We start from the raw sequence: 20256 nt of genomic DNA, 5'->3' as shown, positions 1-20256 counted from the left end.
CATCCCCATCATACCTTGGGTTTTGAAGCAAATCAATTCATTTAGTTCAAATCAACTCACCCCATCTCACCCCATTCTTTTAGAGAAAGTTTCAATATATTCGGCAGAACGCTTAGCTAAGCTGTAGATGGTGAGGGTGGGATTGGCGGAAGGAGCAGTCACAAAGGTAGGAGCTCCTACGATAAACAAGTTCTCAATATCATGACTTTGGCCGTAACTATTCACCACGGAGGATTGAGGGTCATCCCCCATACGACATCCGCCCATAAGGTGCGCGTGCGCTCTTAGATGATACAGAGGCTCACCTCCAGCTGCTATGGCTATCGACTTTAATGTTTCTTTGGCATGTTCTCGTATAAGCACATCGTTCTCATGATAAGAGAAAGTCACTTTTGGAATGGGCACCCTATTCTCATCAAGCTGATCCGTTAAGGCAACTTGATTACTCGCTTGAGCAATGACTTCTCCGAGCATCGCAAAGCTTGTGAAATGATTATAGTCAAGCATCCTCATTCGCATATTTTCACCAATGCATGTTTCGTCGTTTTCTAGAAACAGGGAGGCTAAGCGAACAGGTCGCATACCATAAGAATTTAAGATGAACCCTCGCTTAAATCCATTCTCTTGACCACTTAAATAGGGATCCATGGATAGTGCCTGAACGGGATTGCCTCGATACATTCGGATCTCTTCAGGGAACTTAGCGATGATATGATCATTTGTGTTTGTCATTAAATATTTTCCTACAAGCCCTGAAGAATTTGCCAAACCTTCAGGAAAGTCAGCATTTCTTGAATGGAGCAAAAGACGCGGAGTCTCAATTGCATAAGCTGCCAGAACGACAATTTTGGCTTCAATTTCATGTATCTGTCCGTCTAATTTATAGTGGACGGTCTTCACACGTTTTGATTGATCGGTGGCAAGTGATGTAACAGTTGCTTCTGGCAAAAGGGTAACACCACCTTTTAAAGCTTCTGGTATAAAGGTGTTCAAAGGTGTAGTCTTAGCGTCAGGCATACAGCCCTCTTCGCAAAAGCCTCGATTAATACAAGGATGTCTATCCTCAAGTGGTGCTGACAGAATGGCAAGAGGAGAAACAGCGTGATTCATCCCGATTTTTTCTAAGCCTTCACGAAATTTCAATGTATTGTTTGAAAGGTCATGATGAGCAGGGTATGGGAAATGATCGCCAAAAGTTTTCCATGGAAATCGGTTTGGGCCTGAAAGGGAAAGACGTTTTGTCATGTAATCATAATAAGGGAGGACGTCTTCATAAGAAATCGGCCAGTCTTCTCCGATGTCTTCTGTGGTTTTCGTTCTAAAGTCACTTTTATCAAAACGTAAAAGTTGAGCTGTGTAATGAACCGCGCTCCCTCCTACACCTTTCCCGGAAGTGCTTCTGTGTAAGTCGAGGGGGTCTTGTCCGGCACTGACTCTTGGCTCATCCCAGAACAGTTTCTCCATTTCTAATTCATCACTTGCGAAATCTTTTTCAGGGTCGCGATGAGGTCCTGCATCAAGCATAACAACATTTAGATTCGTATTGGCTAAATGCGCTGCGATGACAGAACCTGCTGCTCCGGCCCCTATGATGCAAACATCAAATGAGGTTCTCGCCATGAGGCTTAGCCTCCCACTCATCAAACTGGTGAGGGCCAAATGCGTAATATCCTCTTGGGAAGGCAGGACCTCCATAACCGATATCAGACCAAATAGCAGGGTCTGAGTAAATAATTTTTACAATTTCAGCTGACACAGTAGAGAAGAATAAATCGCTATGCACCTCAGCCCAAATAGATGGATCGCCATCACTGCTCCTCCATTTTCTTACGAGCTCATTTCTTTTCTTTTCATCTAGTAAATAAAAGGTTTTCCCATGTTCTGTTATGGCTTCTTGTTCCATAAAGGTTAACCCTTTTAAAATAATCACTTCTTTGGAGAGGTTGGCCCCTTTTGGGAAAGCTTTAAGCTTCTTAGCGGTTAACCTTTGATCGAGTACCATCGTCAGGCTTAAGGTTTGTTCTCCAAGATGGGAGGGAAATAACGTTTTAGCTAAAGCCTGTAAGGTGCGCTTCATATCAGGCGTTAAAATGGAACCCTCTGATGGATGGATGCGAGAGAATAACACCTGCTGAGTAACAGGATCCCATTCGTTCTTTTCGCTCATAACGTCATAAGTTGGGTAATGCGTTCGTTTTGGATGCTTATCCATAATTATTTACTCCTTTAATACCATAGGTTGAATAGTTGAATGACAGCAAATGCCGCTACTGTAAACGGGAGAACAAAAGGAGGACCTAGTTGCAAATTCTCATATCGAAGTCCGCCCGTTCGACCTGCAATGGCTCTAATATGTAACATACCGCCGTACAGGCCTGCTAAGATAATCAGACTGCACATAATGGTTTGTAACCATCCTGCCCAAGAATAAGGGAAGACAACCACAAGGAAACTAGTTAATGCAAAGAATGGCAAGGCAAAAACGGGGATCCACATTTGCCATTTATGAAATTTACCTCTGTGGTGATAAACGGCAATTTGCATCCAGATCATTAATATACCTAGCGTTAGGAGGAGGGTTAGTACTTTCCCTAACGTCCATGAATCCCAGTTTTCTAACATACGGTCACCTCATCTATGTATTTACATCTATTTTTGGGCAAATATGGGGACGCTATACATCATCCACCTAGACAGATGAGGAGTTTTAGGATTACGATAGTTAAGAGTGAAATTTTTGACAGAAGGGACAAGTGAGTCATGTCAAAGTTAGATTTATCCCAATTTGAGAAGAAAGTTATTGTTCGAAATATAAGGCATGAAGATATTAAGCCAATCATGAATTTGCAATCGATTTGTTTTCCAGATATGGAACCTTGGGAAGAAGCCCATTTAAAGAGTCATCTAGAGCACTTCCCTGAAGGACAATTTTGTGTAGAAGCTGATGGAGAGATTGTTGGGAGCTGTTCAAGCCTCCTTGTAAACTTTGATGAGTATGACGACCAGCACACGTGGGATGACATTACTGATGAGGGGTACATCACGAATCACGATCCTGAAGGGTATAACCTTTATGGGATTGAAGTCATGGTTCATCCAGAGTACCGAGGATTAAAGATCGGTCGCCGTTTATATGAAGCGAGAAAAGAATTAGCCCAGCAAATGAATCTGAAAAGTATCATCATCGGAGGGCGAATCCCGAACTACCATCAGTACGAAGATCAAATGTCGCCTCGTACGTATGTAAAAGAGGTTATGAATAAAAACATCTATGATCCGGTATTAACATTCCAGATTATGAATGGGTTCACGGTCATGCGAGTAAATCCGAACTACTTACCTGATGACCAAGCATCTAGCAAGTATGCAACGCTGATGGAGTGGAATAATGTAGACTATCGCCCGACGACGAAACGTTATTTTAAGACCTCCTACCCTGTACGTATTACAGCGGTACAGTATATGATGAAGAATATTAACACGTTTGATGAATTTGCACGTCAGGTAGAATATTACGTTGATGTTGCAAGCGATTTCGGATCAGATTTTGCTTTGTTCCCAGAAATTTTCACAACACAGCTGATGTCTCTGTTCAATGAGAAGATTCCATCTAAAGCTGTTCGAAAAGTAACAGAGTACACGGAAGATTATATTGAATTGTTCACTCATTTAGCGGTGAAATATAACGTCAACATTATCGGTGGTTCTCATTTTGTAGAAGAGCAGGATCAAATTTATAACATTGCTTATCTGTTCCGTAGAGATGGAACGATTGAAAAGCAATATAAAATTCATGTAACACCGAATGAAAAGAAGTGGTGGGGCATACAAGCTGGCGATACGGTGAAAGTGTTTGACACGGATTGTGGTAAGATTGCCATTCAAGTCTGTTATGATGTTCAGTTCCCTGAATTATCCCGCTATGCTGTAGACCAAGGGGCTAATATTATTTTTTGCCCATTCTGTACAGATGACAGGCAAGGTTACCTGCGCGTACGTTATTGCGCTCAAGCGCGAGCTGTAGAAAACCAAGTATACACGGTCATTGCAGGTACGGTTGGGAACTTAACGCAAGTAGAGAACATGGACGTTCAATACGCGCAGTCAGGTATTTTTACACCATCGGATTTTGAATTTGCAAGAGATGGAATTGTAGGAGAGAGCCAACCAAACACTGAAACAGTCGTTGTAGGAGATGTAGATCTTGAGGTGTTAAGACGTCAACGTAAGTCTGGAACGGTCAGACAACTTCGTGACCGCCGCAAGGATTTGTTTGAAACGAATTATAAGAACTTAACGACAGAAGTGGTAGAAAACGAATAAAAGATCAGGGGTGATCGAGAATGCTCGAAGGACAAACTGCCATAATTACAGGAGCTTCTAGAGGAATAGGGAAAGAAATTGCTCGACAGTTCGCTGCAAAGGGTGCGAAACTTGCCATACTCGGAAGTTCAGATCATATTCACACGACGAAACAAGAATTAGAAGAAGAGGGGTACGGAGACATCCTGTCCTTTCAAGCCGATGTAAGTAATGAAGACGAAGTGGATCATGTCGTAGAAGCAACGAAAAATGCGTTTGGCCGGGTAGATGTCTTAGTCAATAACGCAGGAATTGGTATGTTCAAACTTGTAGAAGAGGTTACGGTAGAAGAGTGGAGAAAGGCGTTTGAAATAAACGTACAAGGTGTGTTTTTATGCACCAAGGCTCTGATTCCTACATTTAAGAAGCAAAGAGCAGGTACAGTTATAACGATTTCTTCTGATGTGGGCCGCTACACGATTCCAAATGGTTCGTTGTACACTTCAACAAAATATGCCGTTCAAGGATTTATGGGAGCTGTAGCTCAAGAGGTGAGAGAATACGGTGTTCGTGTAGGCACGATCAATCCAGGGATGGTTGATTCCTATTTTGCTGATTCGAAACAAGGTGTTCCCGAGAAACAAGATTGGCTAAAAGTTGGAGACATTGCAGAAGCAACAGTCTATATGGCGAGCGCCCCTAAGCATATGCAAATCGATGAAATGCATCTTCACCCACTTGTTCAAGAATATCCAAGAACGTAAATTCTAGAAGCGGTCAGCTATTCCGTAGCTGACCGCTTTAATTCGTTAGGACTGTAAAACGTTTTAAAGAGTGTTATGATTTGAGGAAGCCCCTTCTTTGGCAACGTATACATATCAGATCGCCAGACTGCAAAGGAGGAAGACCATGAACATTGTTGTTATAAATGGTACACCAAGAAAGTACGGCCGCACACGTATTGCGGCAAAACATGTAGCCGAACGGTTAGATGCTCATTTGGTGGATTTAAGCACGATGAATTTACCTATGTTTAATGGGGAAAAAGAGCAAGGAAACCTTGCTGAAGTTCAATTGTTACAAGAAACTGCGATGGAAGCCGATGCTTTTGTTTGGCTTTCTCCAGAATATCATAGTGGCATGAGCGGAGCTTTAAAGAATTGTTTGGATTTCCTTGGCGGTGATCACTTCCGTCATAAGCCGACTTTACTTTTCTCCGTTGCAGGTGGTGGTAAGGGCGGAATGAATTCCCTTAACCAAATGAGAATCATTGGTCGTGGACTTTATGCGAATGTTATTCCTAATCAACTCGTTCTAGATCCGCATTGTTTTTTAAGAGAAGAGGATTGTCTAACAGAAGAGGCGACAGAAAAGGTTCAATTTGTGTTAGATGAATTTAAAAGCTATTTAGATCGCTATGTAAAGTAACAAGGGAGAGGGCGCCCCTCGCAGTTTAAGCTGCGGGGGTTTTTATATTCATTTAAAAAGGTGCTCCATTTTAAGGAGCACCTTAGATGCTAAACTTCTTCTGTATACTCTGTTATAGAAAAGGCGGGCATATGGATCATCGCGTGATCGATATAGTGCATTAAATCTTCATGCGATGTCATAACTTCTTGATCATTTTGGGAATAATGATACGAATGAAGGAACGATTCGATTTTCTTCGAGAGAAAATCATCTTTCGTTCGTACCATTAAGATCAGTAAGTCGTCCCATTGCCCCCAAAGTGTGAAATACAAAGCTTTATCATAATCAGCTATATAAACTGTCATTGAGGCATTGCCCCTTTCAAAAAGGGTTACTTCTAGTTTGACCAAAATGAAGTTCCTAACTCTTTAACGTTGTTGGCGATCTTGTCAAACAATGCCTGAATAGTTGAGACATTCATTTAGGATAATATATGTATGACAACTAAAAGGAGTGATGAACTATGACAAGCCGAAACGGAAGTAAAGGAAGCCAAAATCAGAACTCACCTAAACGAACAGGAAAGCTAAAAGGTGGCAAAATGAACGAAGAGTTTGGCAAAGAAATCGCTTCTGGAGATAACAATAAAAACACAGAATACCGTTCAAAAAAGGGAAGTAAATCAAAGCTTAAGAACCCGGGAAATCATTAAGGTGGATTATACAAGCGCGTCCAAAAATTGGTCGTGCTTGTTTTTGTATAAAGCCATATGAACGATTCCATACTAAGGGCACAAATACAACTAGGAGGTACCAACATGAAGATTAAATTAGTAGGCGTTACGATTCTTTCTGCGGCAGTATTATTTGGATGTTCAGCTGAAGGGGATAAAGAATCCCGCATGGGTACTCAAGGCAATAACTATGACGAAAGTGCTCATAACCAACAAAATTACGATGCTCAAAAGGACGGATTTAACCAAGTCGACTACGACAACGGTCCTTACAACGGCCAAATGAATAACGGCCAGGACTATGGTGAAGAAAATGTTGGAAATGAAGACACATACAAAGACGACAGAGATGACAACCGTCGTTACAGCGTAGCGGACAAAGTTGCGGACAAGATTACAGCAGATATTGATGAGGTGAAGCGTGCATACGTGCTAAAAACAGACCGTAATGCATATGTAGCTGTTGTGAAAAAGGGCGAAAGCACAAAAGAACTAAATGACGACCTAAAGAAAGAAATTTCAAAAGCAGCAAAAGAAGCAGACAAAGACATTAATAACGTATTTGTTTCTTCAAATCCAGACTTCTTTGACATGACAGGTGATTACGTACGCGATGTCCAAAATGGCGAACCTGTAAGAGGATTCTTTAAAGAATTCGGTCAGATGGTCGACCGTATCTTCCCTGAAGCGAACTAATTTTTAGCTAGCCCCTGCTTTTGAGCGCCTACGCGCTGGAGCGGGGGTTTTTGTATTGGTTTGGGTGCGTCTGGTTGTTTGAGGCAGGGGAGTGGCTTAAGTTCATGTGGAGCGGCTCGAGTTTGGTAAAAGAGACTCAAGATGGTCTGTAGTGGCTCAAGCTGAGCGGAAATTGACTCAAGTAGGAAAAAAATCGGCTCGAGTGAGGAGAGATCGGCTCAAGTTGAATAGCGGCCGGCTCAAGAAGAAGAGAAGTGGCTCAAGATTTGGAAAAAATGACTCAAGTGGCCAGTGCTGGTTTGGGAAGTGGCTCAAGATCATGGAGATCGGCTCGAGTTTGGTGAAAGAGACTCAAGATTGTTTGTAGTGGCTCAAGCTGAGCGGAAATTGACTCAAGTAGAAGAAAATCAGGCTCGAGTGAGGAGAGATCGGCTCAAGTTGAATAGAGGCCGGCTCAAGAAGAGGAGAAGTGGCTCAAGATTTGGAAAAAATGACTCAAGTGGCCAGTGCTGGTTTTTGAAGTGGCTCAAGTTCATGTGGAGCGGCTCGAGTTTGGTAAAAGAGACTCAAGATGGTCTGTAGTGGCTCAAGCTGAGCGGAAATTGACTCAAGTAGAAGAAAATCAGGCTCGAGTCAGCAGAAATCGGCTCAAGCTGAATAGAGGCCGGCTCAAGAAAGGGAGAAGTGGCTCAAGATTTGAGAAAAACGGCTCAAGTGAATGGGGCGAATGGGGAGTATAACTGTAGCGACTCAAGTTTATGGGGGATCGGCCCAATTCTCACCACACACTCAAGCTCAGAGAAAATTTAACTTCATGTAAGACTAATCTTTTCCACTAAACGGTAATTGTTGTTATATTAATAGGTGAAAGGAAGTGGTTTATTGGTAAATGTCAAAAAGAGAACAGTTCCTCCTGTTATTAGGCAAACTGAGGCTTTGCTTAGACGATTGCCTCAAAATCATCCAAAACGTGACACGATTGAAATGGATATAAATAAAAGGTGGGCTGGATATAGAGGGGAACAGGCTTTAGATTATTTTTTAGGTTTTTTGCCATTCTCCACATATCGAATTTTTCATGATCTTCGTTTGAGCGTACATGGGAAATCGTTTCAAGTAGATACCCTTATCCTTACACCTCAAGTTGGTTTTTTGATTGAAGTGAAGAATCTGGCTGGTGTTATTACAGTAGATGATGAATCAGGCCAATTTACGGTTGTGAAAAATGGGATTATTAAGAGGTACCAAAATCCTTTGGCTCAAGTTAACCGGCAGCTTTCTCAACTCAAACAGTGGCTCCATGTCCATGAAGTCTACACTTATCCCTTACTTCCTCTAGTTGCAATTAGCAATCCTAACGCTGAGTTAAACTTTAAAGATACACTCTCCGTTCCTATTACACACCTTGATGTGACCGTGGAGCGAATAAAAAAACTACACGCCTCTTATGAAAACAAAAAGTCGTTCTCCTTAACTCCCCTCGAACAGTCATTACTTCAAAAACATCGCCCTTATTATTCTGATATCCTTCAAACGTTTTCTATTCCTTCCTCTCATATCCAAACAGGAATCCGTTGTCCTACATGTAAAGAATATAGTATGACTCGTGAGAAGCTATCTTGGGAATGTCCTGCTTGTACGACTCGCTCTCGCATGGCACATAGACTCGCCGTAGCGGATTATTTTTTATTATATGGTTCTACGTTGACAAACCAAACGTGTCAACATTTCCTCGGACTCGATTCAAGACATGCTATTTCGAAGCTGTTAAGTCGGATGCCTCTTTCTTATACAGGTTCTACTAATGCTTTAACCTATGTCAGACCCTCCAACATAGAAGAACTCATTAGGCAATAAAAAAACACTCAAGATGCCTTGAGCGTTTAATTCGGTGGTGGATATTCGCTGGTGTGGATAGTGTTGTCCCCGTCTAAGACATAGGCGAAAAAGATCGGAAGCGTTGAAGTATAATTTTGTTTTTTGAGTTGTTCTAGTAACCAGGTTTCATCTTTTTCAATAAGAGATAAATTACGGTGCTGAATTTTCCCTTCAACGATTACAGATAAAGGAATCCCTTGATAAGGTAATTCCATTCCCATATCAGCAGGGGTAAGTGGGGCGCTCTCACGTTTCGGGATGACACTTACGTCTCCGTTTGGTTCTAAAAAGGCGTATTCAATTTCCTTCACGCGTGGATGACCGGATGCTCTTAAAACAGAGAGCAATTCATCTAAGGAGAACCTTGATTTCTTCAAGTTTTCCGGTAAGATTACCCCGTTTCGGACTAATACTGTTGGTTGTCCAATTATAAGATGTTTAATGCCATCCATTAGACTCATCCGAGAGAGAGCGTAGTGGGTTAGTCCGATTCCGATAATTCCGATAAACGATTGGAAATATGTATCAATTTGTATCGGTTGAAAAGCCACATAGGCCAGGAAAAACAAGGCTGCAAAATCATGTGGGGTCAATTGGGCGAGGGCTGACTTTCCCAATAAGCGAACCACGAGAATATATAAGACAAAAATCAGTATCAACGGTGGAAGAAAGTTAAACATACGATCCCGCCTTCCCAACAACATTAAACGTTAGTCTATGTTGGGAAGTGAAATGTATGCACGTTATTTTGCGACCTTCATGCGACCTCTTTCTTTCATCTCAGCTGGTCGAATCCAAGCGATTTTACCTGAATGATCTAAATGTTCCTCCAGATTACTTTGGATGGTTTCGATATGATTGACCATTGTTGAGACTGTCATTTCTAGCTCCATTAAATGGGATTGTTGCTCCATTGTAAGTTCTGAGGAGCCTTCCGTTTTAGAAGTTAGCCCCTCTGTGAGGTTCATCACTTCTTGCATCATGTCAATCAGGCGCTGATTTTCTGATTCGACTTCTGTTGAATCTTTTTTGATCTCAAGTGATTGAGCAGAAAGGGTCCGAATGCTTGTGATTACATCATCAAAAATATGAATCATTTGCGTGCCTTTTTGTTTGCCCTCTTCTAATACATGTATATCGCGCTCATATGATTTTTCTTGATCAGCAATACTCGTATTTACGTCCGTAACGATTTTCTCAATGGTTTCAGCACTTCCTTTTACTTGGGTGGAGAGCTTCCGGATTTCTTCTGCTACAACACCGAATCCTGCTCCGTGACTACCAGCGCGAGCCGCTTCAATTGATGCGTTAAGAGCAAGTAAGTTCGTTTGATTTGAAATGTACTCTATGCTACTGAGTGCTTGTGTCACTTCTTTCATCTTGATAAGAAGTTGTTGATTATATTCGCCGAATTGTTTGGTAATCGTGATAATTTTAGAAAAGACGAGATTAAAGTCGTCTGCTTTTTGTTTACCTGAATTGGAAAGTTCGGTTACTTCCTCAGTCGTAGCATTTGTGACTTCAATAATGGCATCTAAATTTTGAATCATACCATTAATTTTACCAAGCTGATCTCCAAAATGGTTGATGTGGTCTTGTTGTTGGTAGATGTCTTGAACCATTTCCATCAGCTGATCATTGACTTGTTCTGAAGAAGAGCTTACTTGGCTGTTCATGGAATTCATATGACCAATATGGGTTTCTAAATGACGGAGCTCTTCTAAAGACGTTTGGATGGCGTTTGTGTTCGTTGCAGAATCTTCTTCATTAGGTACAGAGTCCATTGTTTCTCTCTTGTTGGAAGGTTTATAGATAATCAGGTAAAGGACTGCTAAGATCACTGAAGCGAAAACAGATCCACCCACTGCGAAGAAAACGTTTGTGCTATAGAAATTATAAAAGGACAATGCTAGACCATAGATAAGTAGTGTACAAATAGGAATAATCAGTTGTTTGGAAAATGTCATCTTCATGCAATAAGCCTCCTTTTCTGTAAGATTCGTTGAAGTTTAAAGGAAAATGGCAGTCCAACAGAGTACACAAACAAGATCTTAATCAAGTTAAAAGGGATGATCACAAATAAAACCGCTGTGCGGAAGTCGGTTACAAATGGGTTTGCCTCGGTGAAAGAAGTTAAATATTGATTCATATTTAGTCCTAGAAGATTCATGATGGTAGGTAGAATGAAATAGTAATTCAAAAAAAACATGGCTGTTAGGAAGACTGTGATCGACAACGCATAGCTTTTCCAGTTAAGCTTCTTTTGGTAATGATACAAGCCGCCGATTAAACCAACGATTAAAGCGCCTGAAAGGAAGTTGGCGATTTGATTAATGGGAAGTCCGACATAACTGCCATGGGACAAATACTCTAATATATTCTTTAGCAATTGAACCATAACTCCTGCGATTGGGCCCATCGTTATAGCTGCAATAAGAGCTGGGACATCACTCACATCAAGGGTTAGGAATATCGGGAAAAATGGAAGAGGTACTTTAAAGAAGTATAAAATCATACTGATGGCCGCTAGAATTCCGATTGCGGTCATTTTTTGTAATTTAGTCATAGGAATCTCCTTTATTGATTAAATAGAAAAAATAAATGGGCAATCATATGTAGGATTGCCCATCTTGTTCAGGACCTTATGCGATAGGTGTTGGCTTAGTGTGTGGAGCCAGAAGACCAGTTGCCTTATCGATGACGCGTGGACTTGACGATTTCATCCCTCGGAATTTACGGTCTTCTTCGACTTCATGTGTACCGAAACCTTCCATATCATAAGCGACCATCATTGATTTAAACTTTGGTGAGTCGATCACAAGGAACCATTCGCGCATAAGTTCACTTTCTGATGGAATTTCAATATAGTTAATGCCATCGTTAGGGTCCATAGCAGCATCATTCTCTCCAAAAATGTACACATTGCTGTATTCTGTCATGGCTTGGAAGCGATCGATTACATTCTTGGCACGGGAGAACTTTTGAAAACCAGCATAGACGTTTCCTTCTAGTTTCTTTGTCAAAACCATATTCTCCATCATTAAGCACATATACTCGAGCTGAGGTACTTTCGTTTCGTACTTAAGTGAACGAGCATTTAACTGTGAAAGGGAAGCATCGTTTAATTTGTCTGTAGCACCTTCTACTTCACCGAAACATTCTTTGAACAGGGATAAACTCTTTACATCCATCTAAATTCCTCCTAATAATGTAGTGTTTTCCTCAATAGTGAGCCTAAAGGACTATAATGAGGTCAAAAAAAAGCAGCCGCCTAAACGGGCTGTAAAGCGAATTATGTAGATCTAGAAGAAGAACAGAGTTATACATACGTTACCTCACTAATGTATCAAAGTTTATTTACCCCATTAAAAACGGTTTAAACATAAAAAATAAAAAACGTAAAACTTTTTAGTTTGTATGATTCATAACGTCTGGTGAAAAGGTAAGACTATCCTACTCTAAAGGAGATTCGGTTATGAAATATATAATGGCAAGTATTATGGCTCTTCTTATAATGATTCCAACTGCTGGGTTTGCTCAAGATGCAGATCGTACAGCTGCCTTTGTGAGGAACGGTGATTTATGGGTCGTTCAGAATGGTGATGAGAAGAAAGTAACGCACACCAAAACGGTTACAGGTAAGCCGATTTGGTCCCATGATGGTCAATATGTTGCTTTCTTGCAAAAAGGTGTATTGAATGAGCAAGGAGAACTTTCAAATGAACTTTGGACCTATCATATCGATGATCAAAAGAAACAGAAAGTATATACAAATGCATTTAATCCACAATGGTCGCCTACGGACAATCGAATTGCGTTTCAACATGGAGGGGCATTAAGTGTTTCGGACTTAAACAAGTTCTATAATGTTTCAGTTGGAGTTGGGGGTTATACGTGGCTTCCGGAGGGAGATGGATTTTTATTGTCCTCAAATGCAACGCTTACCCCAAATGGGTGGACCCATGCTATTCTTTATAAAAAAAGACTTCCAGACAAGCTCGTTGACACAATCGATCAAGAAGCGGAAACGTTTTTTACGATTCCGAAGCAATTGCAAAGTGGTGAAGCGGAAATTCCTGCAATTGGGGCCGAGGTTTTTCGCTTTTCCCCTAGCGGAAAATGGGTTTCTTTTATTGTGTACCCTACAGCTTCCTGGTCTATGGACAGCAATATGCTTAGTGCGATTCGGACAGACGGGTCTGATTTTTCAGTAGTCGATGAGGTCATTACGGGAGTTGGAACACCTGAGTGGGCACCTACTAAAGACATACTCGCTTATATTGGAGGGAGCGGGCGGCTTGTCTTCGGATTTAAGGATAAGGACATGAAAGTTAAGGAGTTCCCAGCTTCGAATTCGCTTACCCCAAATAAGTATGCAGAGCTTGATTTTACATGGATGTCAGATGAAGAGCTTGTTACCTCCCGGGTGAAAGAAGCGGAATGGTCAAATGATCCTGCCATGCGTCCGAAGCCATCGTTATATACCATTCATATTAAAAACCAGAAACAAACTCAAATTACTTCGCCGAAAGAGGGGCAGGGAGACTATCATCCAGTCTATCTAAAGGAAGAAGACAAGCTTGCTTGGTTACGAGGAGAGAGTCTTACTGATGTACATCTGGATGTATGGACTTCGGACAAGGATGGCACAAATGCAGAGAAATGGCTTGAAAATGTGAGTGAAATCTCGTTTTATCGACCATAACACTTCCGAAAAACGTTCATTCCTAAACAACCTCCTTCATACAATTGTTATAAGACTTGTATGAAGGGGAGATCGATGTGAGTAGTGAATATAATAAAAAGCTTGAATATGCGATCGATGAGATAACCGAGATCGCTGAAGGATTTGGGCTTGATTTCTATCCAATGCGTTATGAAATTTGCCCGGCTGATATTATTTATACATTTGGAGCTTACGGGATGCCGACGCGCTTCTCTCACTGGAGTTTTGGGAAACAGTATCACAAAATGAAACTGCATTATGACCTGGGATTAAGTAAAATTTATGAGCTCGTCATCAACTCTGACCCATGTTATGCATTCTTATTGAATACAAATAGCTTAGTGCAAAACAAGCTTATCGTTGCTCACGTATTGGCGCACTGTGATTTCTTTAAAAATAATGTTCGTTTTCAAAATACAAACCGTGACATGGTGGAGAAGATGTCGGCAACGGCTGAGCGTGTTGCTCATTATGAGAAGGTTCATGGCCGTAAAAATGTCGAAGAGTTCATTGATGCGGTGCTAGCGATTCAGGAGCATATCGATCCATCACTCCTCCGCCCGAAGCTAGCATGGTCGCTTGAGGACCTTGAAGAGGAAGAGGAGGAGACACCAAGAGCTACACCATATGATGATTTGTGGACTCTTGATGACAAGAAGAAAAAAGAAGAGGAACCAAAGAAAAAGCGTAAGAAATTCCCGCCTCGACCGGAGAAAGATATTCTTCTATTCATTGAAGAGTTTAGTCGAGAACTTGAAGACTGGCAACGTGATGTCTTAACCATGATGCGCGAGGAGATGCTTTATTTCTGGCCTCAGCTTGAAACAAAGATCATGAACGAAGGCTGGGCTTCCTATTGGCATGCACGTATTTTACGCGAAATGGATTTAACAAGTGATGAGTCCATTGAATTTGCTAAGCTCAATGCAGGTGTTGTTCAACCTTCTCGTACGCAGATCAACCCGTATTATTTAGGGCTTAAGATTTTCGAAGATATTGAAGAGCGGTATAATAATCCGACTGAAGAGATGAAAGCAAATGGCGTGAAACCAGGGTCTGGTCGAGAGAAGATGTATGAGGTGCGTGAGATTGAATCAGACATCTCATTTATTCGAAACTATCTAACCAAAGACCTTTGCTTTAAGGAAGATTTGTATTTGTTCCAGAAGCAGGGCAGGGATTATAAGATCACGGAAAAAGATTACCAAGCCGTTCGCGATCAGCTCGTTACCATGCGAGTGAATGGAGGTTTCCCATATATCACCGTGCAGGACGGGGATTACTTACGAAATGGGGAGCTGTATTTAATGCATCATTTTGAAGACGTGGAGTTAGACCTGACGTACCTAGAGCGTGTTCTTCCTTATTTGTATCAGCTATGGGGCCGCACTGTTCATATGCAAACGATGGTTGAGGGGCGTAGCGTGTTATTTACGTATGAAGGGAAGAAGGTTGGGAGGAAGTTTATATCTTAAGAAGGAGAGGGACCGTCACGCGCGGTCTCTTTTTATTTGTTAAAATTTGTTTAGTACATACGGGAACCTTTTTCCAATATTTACGTCAAAGGTAGTGAAAAGGGAGGAGGGAGTACCACCTTGGAACTTATGGATGGGGAGATACAGGAAATGCTTCAGGATGAAGAGATGAGAGAACAATTTATTGAGCGAATGATTGACCAATATAACCAGCAGATTCTCTGGCTTGCATATACCTATGTAAAGGATCATGCGCTGGCTGAGGAGATTACGCAGGATGTTTTCCTAACGTGCTACCACAAGATTGATACGTTTCGAAATGATTCTAGCATACAAACTTGGTTGTACAGGATTACAGTTAATAAATGTAAAGATCAATTAAGGAAGAAGAAAATACGGTCTTTCTTAACGTTTGAAAATCATAAACAAGATAACCTGGCTGTTGAAGAAAATCACCCTGAATCCATTACCTTTCAATCAATGGAAGATCAGGTATTGTCCGAACGCGTACTGGCACTGCCAACGAAATTCAAGGAAGTCATCTTTATGCATTACTTTGAGGATATGAAGATTCGGGAGATCGCTGACGTGTTGAGTGTGAAGGTGAATACGGTGAAAACGCGATTGAATCGTGGGCGAAAAATGCTCAAATCCATGTACGAGGAGGAATCGGAATGAGCGTCGATGACAAATTGAAGAACCTTCGGAAGTCTATGAAGCAAACATCTCTAAAAGATATTGAGGCGGATAAAGAAAAAACGAAACAGTATGTGATGAGTCATAAGAAAAAGCGTTTTTCTATGAACGGGCCTAAGCGTTTCGCTCAAATTGGTGCAAGTATAGTGGGCATGGCGGCGCTTATATTGTTTGTTGTTTATGCTGGAAGTGGAGAAATGGATTTAACTCAAGGGGATCAGTCAGGCCTTGGTCAAGAAGAAGCAAAGGAAGACCTTCGATATGAAATGGTTGTCATCGATGACGAGGGAGAGTTAGAAGATAAGGAGTGGAAGTATCTCTATAATAAACAACCTATGGAAAACTATATGAAGGAGACACGCCTCCTTTCTGATAAGTCTATGGAGGCAAGACGCATACTAGCAAGTAATCCAAGGCCAGAGGGAATGTATTTTCCAATTGCCTATGTGTTTGACTCTGAGAATGATCAGCTCATCTATCGTACAGATCAACTAGAAGATCTGAAAGACTTCCTTCCTCTTTTATACCAATCGCCAGAACCAGAACAAAAGAAAGGGGAGTTTACACTTAGTGGAATTACATTAGGGGATTCCTTTAACAAAGTGTTAGAACAATTAGGAGAGCCGGATGTTTACAGTCCTAGTTCAGACCATGGGCCTCCATATGCAGTATACAAGGAAGGAAAAACAACAGTGATGGGTGTTTCTATAGGCGAAGAAAATAAAGTGAGCGAGATCCGTGTAGAGGTAGCCAAAACAAAGGAAATGGACGTTCCTCGAACGATGAAGAGTGTGAAAGCAAAGTACGGAGAACCAACGAGCTCTATGGATATTGTTTGTAGCGAACGAGATACGTGCCTTGTAGAACAATATGACCTTTTGGATGTGAAGTATAAGACAGATGGTAAAACCGTAGATTATATTGAATACGATACACCGGAATTAGAAGAAGAGTTTATGAAATCTTTCTTACCTAAGGAAAAAGGTACGGTTAGTGCCATATATGTTGAAGGGGAAGATGAAATTGAAGGAATGCAAGATGTGATGAAAGAACATCGAGGTTTGGCGCTTTCTAATTCTTTATCCATACAGGAATCACCAAATCAGCAAGCACCATCTATATATAATGTAATGCTACAGGTTTTCTTAACTTATAATCTTAGCGAACATGGGGAAGTCTTGCTTCTCGATGATGAAGGAGAAGTGTTGTTGCGAACGAAAGAGATTGAAAAAGTGGATGAATTCTTAGAGGATTGGGAAGCAAAGAAATAAAATGGGCCACGCAAGAGCTTTAGCTTTTGCGTGGTTTTTATATGGAAAAATTACATAGTTGCTTCGTGATGAGATAGAGCTTCTTCTAAGAACTCGAGAATCTCCTGGCTAACAGGGTATAAATTGAGGCCGGAAGAGGCTGTTTCTGATTTACGCGCTTCCCAGAACTTTTCGGCTAAAGCATGGTCCCCTTTAAATGTGTCATTCGAAAGCATCAAGGTATCTAGTGCTATGAGTTGACCTTCTTTCGAATCAGGGTGTTTCTCTTCTTCTAAACAAATTTCTATTCGTTTAATGAGATTGATCCATTTCGTTGTTTCTGGAGAGTCACTATTCATAGTAGGGAGATGCTGATCTAGTGCTACTCTTTCTTCGTCTGTAAACAACTCTTCCATCCATTCTTTCTTTTGTTTTCCCTTGGTAGATTGATTTTCTGTGGAGAAGAGAGGAAGCAAATGTTTCCATTGAACTTCTCCTTCTAATTGTACTGTATTACAAAGTTCATTGGTAAATTGAAGGGATTGCTGAAGGTGTGTAATGTCTGTTTGAAGTTGCTCTTTATGGATCGAAAGGGTTTTCTTGATTGTGATACGATGCAGGACTTTTTGAATATCTTCAAGTGATAGCGAGGCAGCTCTTAGGAGAAGGACTTTTTCAAGCTTGAACACATCTTCTTTCAAGTAATAGCGCCTCCCGTTTTCTTCTTTGTGTGATGGTGTCACCAGTTCAATTTGATCATAATAACGAAGAGTGCGTAAGGATACGTTCAGTTTCTTTGCCACCTCTCCTGTTGATAAGTATTCCATTTAAAATTTCCTCCCTCGAAAGTTCTTGCACGTTACGTTACGTAACCAACTAGTATTTAACATAACATATACATAATTTGGAGGGTATAAAATGAAGGGAAAATTCCATGGACAAGTGAGATGGACTTATCGGGAACTGATGGTGGCGCTTTTCATTGCTTTTATTCTTGTACCGATCTTGGTTGAAGGGTTCTTGAAAGATCTCTTATATGATTGGCTTGGGAACGAACTTTATTCTGGCACGCTGACTGGTTTTGCTATGGCAATTATATTCATGACTTCAGTTTATTTTATAGCCTTACGTCCATTTGGTTATAGTTGGAAATGCGTTGGGGTGCAATTATTCTCGAGGGAATATGGGAAGTGGATCATTCTGTGGACGCTCATCTATATAGTGGCTAGTGTCCTTATCATAGTAGGATTAGATCTTCTCGCAGTGGGGGTGGATAACCAAAAGACGGAATCACTAACAATGAATGTAACCTGGCTCACTTTTACCATAGGATTTATTTCCGCTGCTGTTATATCCCCGATCTATGAAGAGATCTTTTATCGTGGTTTTCTATACAAATGGTTCAGGTTGAAATGGGGCGTAAGTATGAGTTTGGTCGTAAGCTCTGTCATTTTTATGCTTGTTCATATTCCAACCTATAATACACTGCCTATAACGTTTATAGGCGGTCTCATATTTGCATGGGCATATGAGAAATCAGGATCGGTAGTGCCTTCCATGATCATTCATGGGGCTTTTAATGGAATAGCCGTTACTCTAACGGCCTTTGCGAGTTGAGGGTAGATGTTCGCAATAAGTGATAACAGTTATCATTGACGTTTTATATTAAACCCGTATAATTGTAAGTAAATGATAATGATTTTCAATTATGGCGAGGAGAGTTATAGATGGAATTAAGAGAAGCTATTTTAAATAGAAGATCCATTCGTTCCTTTAAGAAAGAAGAAGTAGACGTTACTACTATAGAAGAACTGTTAGAGATCGCGCGGTATGCACCCAACCATAAAATGACGCAGCCATGGCGTTTTGTGTTATTAGATCGTCAAGATCAAGCGCCTCTGCAGCATCTAATTAAGAGTAAAAAGGCGCTTAAGAAGGGGAAGCCAGTTCCTGAGCAGGAGCCCCTTTCAGATGATGCTCCTTCCCATATGCTGGCCGTCATTATCGATGTGAATGAAAAAGAGAAAGTCTACCGTGATGACTATGGAGCTGTATCCAGCTTAATTCAGAACTTTTCGTTACTCGCTTGGGAGAAGGGGATAGGAGTCGTTTGGAAAACGCCTGGTTTCATGCAAGATGAAGAAATGAAGCAACTCCTTGAAGTGTCTGAGCATGAAGAATTAGTGGGGCTTCTTCATATAGGTTATCCTGCTGTCGTACCAAAAATGAAAGAGCGAGAGCCACTCCAATCAAAACTCCGTCATGGGTTAACGCGAGATACTCAGTAATAGTATTGATGTATGAGGATAAAGCATCCAAATAGGTGAAGCTGCGCTTGAATGAAGAAGCGCAGCTTTTTTATGTGGTTATAAATGACGAATGAAACGTTCAGGTTGATCAAGGAAATCTTTCGTTAATTTGACGTGCTCTATGTCTTCAAATGAAACGTTCGTCAGATTTCCTTCTTCAATTTGATAAATGTCAGCATCAGGCAACGCCATTAACATCGGAGAGTGGGTGGCGATGATAAACTGAGCGTCTTCTTTTATCATATCTTTAATCATAGAGATGAGGGATAGTTGTTTTAAAGGAGACAAGGGAGCTTCTGGCTCATCTAGTATGTATACGCCTCCTGGTTTAAACCTGGATTGAAATAGATCCAAGAAGCTCTCACCATGTGAACGGATTTCTAAGCCGTCTCCGTATAGTTGCTTGAGCTCATGAATCGTTCTGGCATAGGGGAGCACCTCCAAGGAATAAGGGTCTTTCTCTTTAATTTCACGTAATTTTTCTTTCGATTCTTCGCGTACTTCTGCTATTCGTTTGGTAAAGGAAATGAAATCCTCTGCTCGAAAGAAGAGCCCCTTTTTCGTTCGTACTCTCCACGTTACTTTCATTGCATCTCCTAAAGGTCTCACAGGATCAAGCGAAGGGTCTAGATCAATGGACTCACCCCCGATTAGGATGCTTCCAACATTTGTAGCCAGACCTTCTAGAAATGTCGATTTACCGGTCCCATTTTCTCCAACAAGAATCGTGATAGGTTTTTCGAATGTAAGATGATCAAATGTTTGAATGAACGGGAGGGAG

General features: G+C 41.1%; 22 protein-coding genes and 1 pseudogene. 12 read left to right on the top strand and 11 right to left on the bottom strand.

From position 1 onward, the window contains the following. Positions 1-66: 66 nt before the first annotated feature. From N780_RS15085 to N780_RS15075, 3 genes are read right to left on the bottom strand one after another with little or no spacing between them, the layout of a single operon-like run. Positions 67-1620 carry a GMC family oxidoreductase gene (locus N780_RS15085; RefSeq protein WP_052115111.1) on the bottom strand — a complete coding sequence of 518 codons (1554 nt, stop codon included), beginning with the start codon at positions 1618-1620 and terminating at the stop codon, positions 67-69. Continuing rightward, a complete protein-coding gene (locus N780_RS15080) occupies positions 1601-2212 on the bottom strand; it encodes a gluconate 2-dehydrogenase subunit 3 family protein (RefSeq protein ID WP_036785964.1) in 612 nt (203 codons plus the stop codon). The genes N780_RS15085 and N780_RS15080 overlap by 20 nt, the downstream gene beginning before the upstream one ends. Positions 2213-2226: 14 nt before the next feature. Beyond that, positions 2227-2622 (bottom strand): hypothetical protein, encoded by a 396-nt coding sequence (locus N780_RS15075; protein WP_036785960.1) that lies wholly within the window; start codon positions 2620-2622, stop codon positions 2227-2229. A gap of 138 nt (positions 2623-2760) precedes the next feature. On the opposite strand from N780_RS15075, the gene N780_RS15070 reads away from it, so the two are divergent. The 3 genes from N780_RS15070 (at position 2761) to N780_RS15060 (ending at position 5730) form a co-directional block, all read left to right on the top strand. After that, on the top strand, positions 2761-4323 hold the full coding sequence (locus N780_RS15070; protein ID WP_036785957.1) for a bifunctional GNAT family N-acetyltransferase/carbon-nitrogen hydrolase family protein: 1563 nt from the start codon (positions 2761-2763) through the stop codon (positions 4321-4323). Between the two features lie 20 nt (positions 4324-4343). Continuing rightward, on the top strand, positions 4344-5066 hold the full coding sequence (locus tag N780_RS15065; RefSeq protein WP_036785956.1) for an SDR family oxidoreductase: 723 nt from the start codon (positions 4344-4346) through the stop codon (positions 5064-5066). Between the two features lie 145 nt (positions 5067-5211). After that, entirely contained in the window at positions 5212-5730 is a 519-nt protein-coding gene (locus N780_RS15060; protein WP_036785954.1) for an NADPH-dependent FMN reductase, read from the top strand. Between the two features lie 89 nt (positions 5731-5819). Here the strand turns inward: N780_RS15060 and N780_RS15055 are convergent, their stop codons facing one another. Further along, positions 5820-6077: a YhdB family protein gene (locus N780_RS15055; protein WP_036785952.1), complete on the bottom strand. Its 258-nt coding sequence runs from the start codon at positions 6075-6077 to the stop codon at positions 5820-5822. 158 nt (positions 6078-6235) lie between these two features. Between N780_RS15055 and N780_RS15050 the strand changes: the two genes are divergently transcribed. The 3 genes from N780_RS15050 to N780_RS15030 all read left to right on the top strand — a co-directional run bounded on the left by N780_RS15050 (position 6236) and on the right by N780_RS15030 (position 8998). After that, entirely contained in the window at positions 6236-6424 is a 189-nt protein-coding gene (locus N780_RS15050) for a hypothetical protein (RefSeq protein WP_036785950.1), read from the top strand. 105 nt (positions 6425-6529) lie between these two features. Then, on the top strand, positions 6530-7141 hold the full coding sequence (locus tag N780_RS15045; protein WP_036785949.1) for a YhcN/YlaJ family sporulation lipoprotein: 612 nt from the start codon (positions 6530-6532) through the stop codon (positions 7139-7141). Positions 7142-8023: 882 nt separating this feature from the next. After that, entirely contained in the window at positions 8024-8998 is a 975-nt protein-coding gene (locus tag N780_RS15030; protein ID WP_052115110.1) for a nuclease-related domain-containing protein, read from the top strand. Positions 8999-9024: 26 nt separating this feature from the next. Here N780_RS15030 and N780_RS15025 read toward each other — a convergent pair whose 3' ends face one another. From N780_RS15025 to N780_RS15010, 4 genes are all read right to left on the bottom strand, one after another. Beyond that, positions 9025-9699 carry a DUF421 domain-containing protein gene (locus tag N780_RS15025; RefSeq protein ID WP_036785940.1) on the bottom strand — a complete coding sequence of 225 codons (675 nt, stop codon included), beginning with the start codon at positions 9697-9699 and terminating at the stop codon, positions 9025-9027. 63 nt (positions 9700-9762) lie between these two features. Then, positions 9763-10992: a methyl-accepting chemotaxis protein gene (locus tag N780_RS15020; RefSeq protein WP_036785937.1), complete on the bottom strand. Its 1230-nt coding sequence runs from the start codon at positions 10990-10992 to the stop codon at positions 9763-9765. Beyond that, on the bottom strand, positions 10989-11585 hold the full coding sequence (locus N780_RS15015; protein WP_232299550.1) for an ECF transporter S component: 597 nt from the start codon (positions 11583-11585) through the stop codon (positions 10989-10991). Before N780_RS15015 ends, N780_RS15020 begins: the two co-directional genes overlap by 4 nt. Before the next feature lie 76 nt (positions 11586-11661). Next, positions 11662-12210: a DICT sensory domain-containing protein gene (locus tag N780_RS15010; RefSeq protein WP_036785934.1), complete on the bottom strand. Its 549-nt coding sequence runs from the start codon at positions 12208-12210 to the stop codon at positions 11662-11664. Between the two features lie 284 nt (positions 12211-12494). Between N780_RS15010 and N780_RS15005 the strand changes: the two genes are divergently transcribed. The 4 genes from N780_RS15005 to N780_RS14990 all read left to right on the top strand — a co-directional run bounded on the left by N780_RS15005 (position 12495) and on the right by N780_RS14990 (position 17187). Next, a complete protein-coding gene (locus N780_RS15005; RefSeq protein WP_036785933.1) occupies positions 12495-13724 on the top strand; it encodes a TolB family protein in 1230 nt (409 codons plus the stop codon). Positions 13725-13801: 77 nt separating this feature from the next. Beyond that, positions 13802-15220, top strand: coding sequence for a SpoVR family protein (locus N780_RS15000; protein ID WP_036785930.1), 1419 nt, complete (start codon positions 13802-13804; stop codon positions 15218-15220). A 129-nt stretch (positions 15221-15349) separates the two neighbouring features. Next, positions 15350-15898, top strand: a complete 549-nt coding sequence (locus N780_RS14995) for a sigma-70 family RNA polymerase sigma factor (RefSeq protein WP_232299552.1) — start codon at positions 15350-15352, stop codon at positions 15896-15898. Beyond that, a complete protein-coding gene (locus tag N780_RS14990; RefSeq protein WP_036785928.1) occupies positions 15895-17187 on the top strand; it encodes a DUF4309 domain-containing protein in 1293 nt (430 codons plus the stop codon). Before N780_RS14995 ends, N780_RS14990 begins: the two co-directional genes overlap by 4 nt. Positions 17188-17237: 50 nt before the next feature. On the opposite strand, the gene N780_RS14985 is transcribed toward N780_RS14990, so the two are convergent. Beyond that, entirely contained in the window at positions 17238-17993 is a 756-nt protein-coding gene (locus N780_RS14985; protein WP_036785925.1) for a MerR family transcriptional regulator, read from the bottom strand. Between the two features lie 91 nt (positions 17994-18084). Here N780_RS14985 and N780_RS14980 point away from each other — a divergent pair, with 91 nt between their 5' ends. Continuing rightward, complete coding sequence (locus N780_RS14980; protein ID WP_036785922.1) at positions 18085-18783, top strand: CPBP family intramembrane glutamic endopeptidase; 699 nt, start codon at positions 18085-18087, stop codon at positions 18781-18783. A 110-nt stretch (positions 18784-18893) separates the two neighbouring features. After that, a complete protein-coding gene (locus N780_RS14975) occupies positions 18894-19454 on the top strand; it encodes a nitroreductase family protein (protein ID WP_036785919.1) in 561 nt (186 codons plus the stop codon). 78 nt (positions 19455-19532) lie between these two features. Here N780_RS14975 and N780_RS14970 read toward each other — a convergent pair whose 3' ends face one another. After that, positions 19533-20063 carry an AAA family ATPase gene (locus N780_RS14970; protein ID WP_232299549.1) on the bottom strand — a complete coding sequence of 177 codons (531 nt, stop codon included), beginning with the start codon at positions 20061-20063 and terminating at the stop codon, positions 19533-19535. 93 nt (positions 20064-20156) lie between these two features. Then, positions 20157-20243: pseudogene (locus tag N780_RS20395) on the bottom strand (AAA family ATPase); the annotation flags it as partial. Positions 20244-20256 lie beyond the last annotated feature (13 nt).

The sequence above is a fragment of the Pontibacillus chungwhensis BH030062 genome, from assembly GCF_000770675.1.
Classification (GTDB): Bacteria; Bacillota; Bacilli; order Bacillales; family BH030062; genus Pontibacillus; species Pontibacillus chungwhensis.
This window is presented reverse-complemented; position numbering and strand designations above follow the sequence as displayed.

Coding starts and splice junctions, on each gene's coding strand:
- N780_RS15085 (WP_052115111.1), bottom strand. CDS start 1,620: ATGGCGAGAACCTCATTTGATGTTTGCATCATAGGGGCCGGAGCAGCA.
- N780_RS15080 (WP_036785964.1), bottom strand. CDS start 2,212: ATGGATAAGCATCCAAAACGAACGCATTACCCAACTTATGACGTTATG.
- N780_RS15075 (WP_036785960.1), bottom strand. CDS start 2,622: ATGTTAGAAAACTGGGATTCATGGACGTTAGGGAAAGTACTAACCCTC.
- N780_RS15070 (WP_036785957.1), top strand. CDS start 2,761: ATGTCAAAGTTAGATTTATCCCAATTTGAGAAGAAAGTTATTGTTCGA.
- N780_RS15065 (WP_036785956.1), top strand. CDS start 4,344: ATGCTCGAAGGACAAACTGCCATAATTACAGGAGCTTCTAGAGGAATA.
- N780_RS15060 (WP_036785954.1), top strand. CDS start 5,212: ATGAACATTGTTGTTATAAATGGTACACCAAGAAAGTACGGCCGCACA.
- N780_RS15055 (WP_036785952.1), bottom strand. CDS start 6,077: ATGACAGTTTATATAGCTGATTATGATAAAGCTTTGTATTTCACACTT.
- N780_RS15050 (WP_036785950.1), top strand. CDS start 6,236: ATGACAAGCCGAAACGGAAGTAAAGGAAGCCAAAATCAGAACTCACCT.
- N780_RS15045 (WP_036785949.1), top strand. CDS start 6,530: ATGAAGATTAAATTAGTAGGCGTTACGATTCTTTCTGCGGCAGTATTA.
- N780_RS15025 (WP_036785940.1), bottom strand. CDS start 9,699: ATGTTTAACTTTCTTCCACCGTTGATACTGATTTTTGTCTTATATATT.
- N780_RS15020 (WP_036785937.1), bottom strand. CDS start 10,992: ATGAAGATGACATTTTCCAAACAACTGATTATTCCTATTTGTACACTA.
- N780_RS15015 (WP_232299550.1), bottom strand. CDS start 11,585: ATGACTAAATTACAAAAAATGACCGCAATCGGAATTCTAGCGGCCATC.
- N780_RS15010 (WP_036785934.1), bottom strand. CDS start 12,210: ATGGATGTAAAGAGTTTATCCCTGTTCAAAGAATGTTTCGGTGAAGTA.
- N780_RS15005 (WP_036785933.1), top strand. CDS start 12,495: ATGAAATATATAATGGCAAGTATTATGGCTCTTCTTATAATGATTCCA.
- N780_RS14995 (WP_232299552.1), top strand. CDS start 15,350: ATGGATGGGGAGATACAGGAAATGCTTCAGGATGAAGAGATGAGAGAA.
- N780_RS14990 (WP_036785928.1), top strand. CDS start 15,895: ATGAGCGTCGATGACAAATTGAAGAACCTTCGGAAGTCTATGAAGCAA.
- N780_RS14985 (WP_036785925.1), bottom strand. CDS start 17,993: ATGGAATACTTATCAACAGGAGAGGTGGCAAAGAAACTGAACGTATCC.
- N780_RS14980 (WP_036785922.1), top strand. CDS start 18,085: ATGAAGGGAAAATTCCATGGACAAGTGAGATGGACTTATCGGGAACTG.
- N780_RS14975 (WP_036785919.1), top strand. CDS start 18,894: ATGGAATTAAGAGAAGCTATTTTAAATAGAAGATCCATTCGTTCCTTT.
- N780_RS14970 (WP_232299549.1), bottom strand. CDS start 20,063: ATGAAAGTAACGTGGAGAGTACGAACGAAAAAGGGGCTCTTCTTTCGA.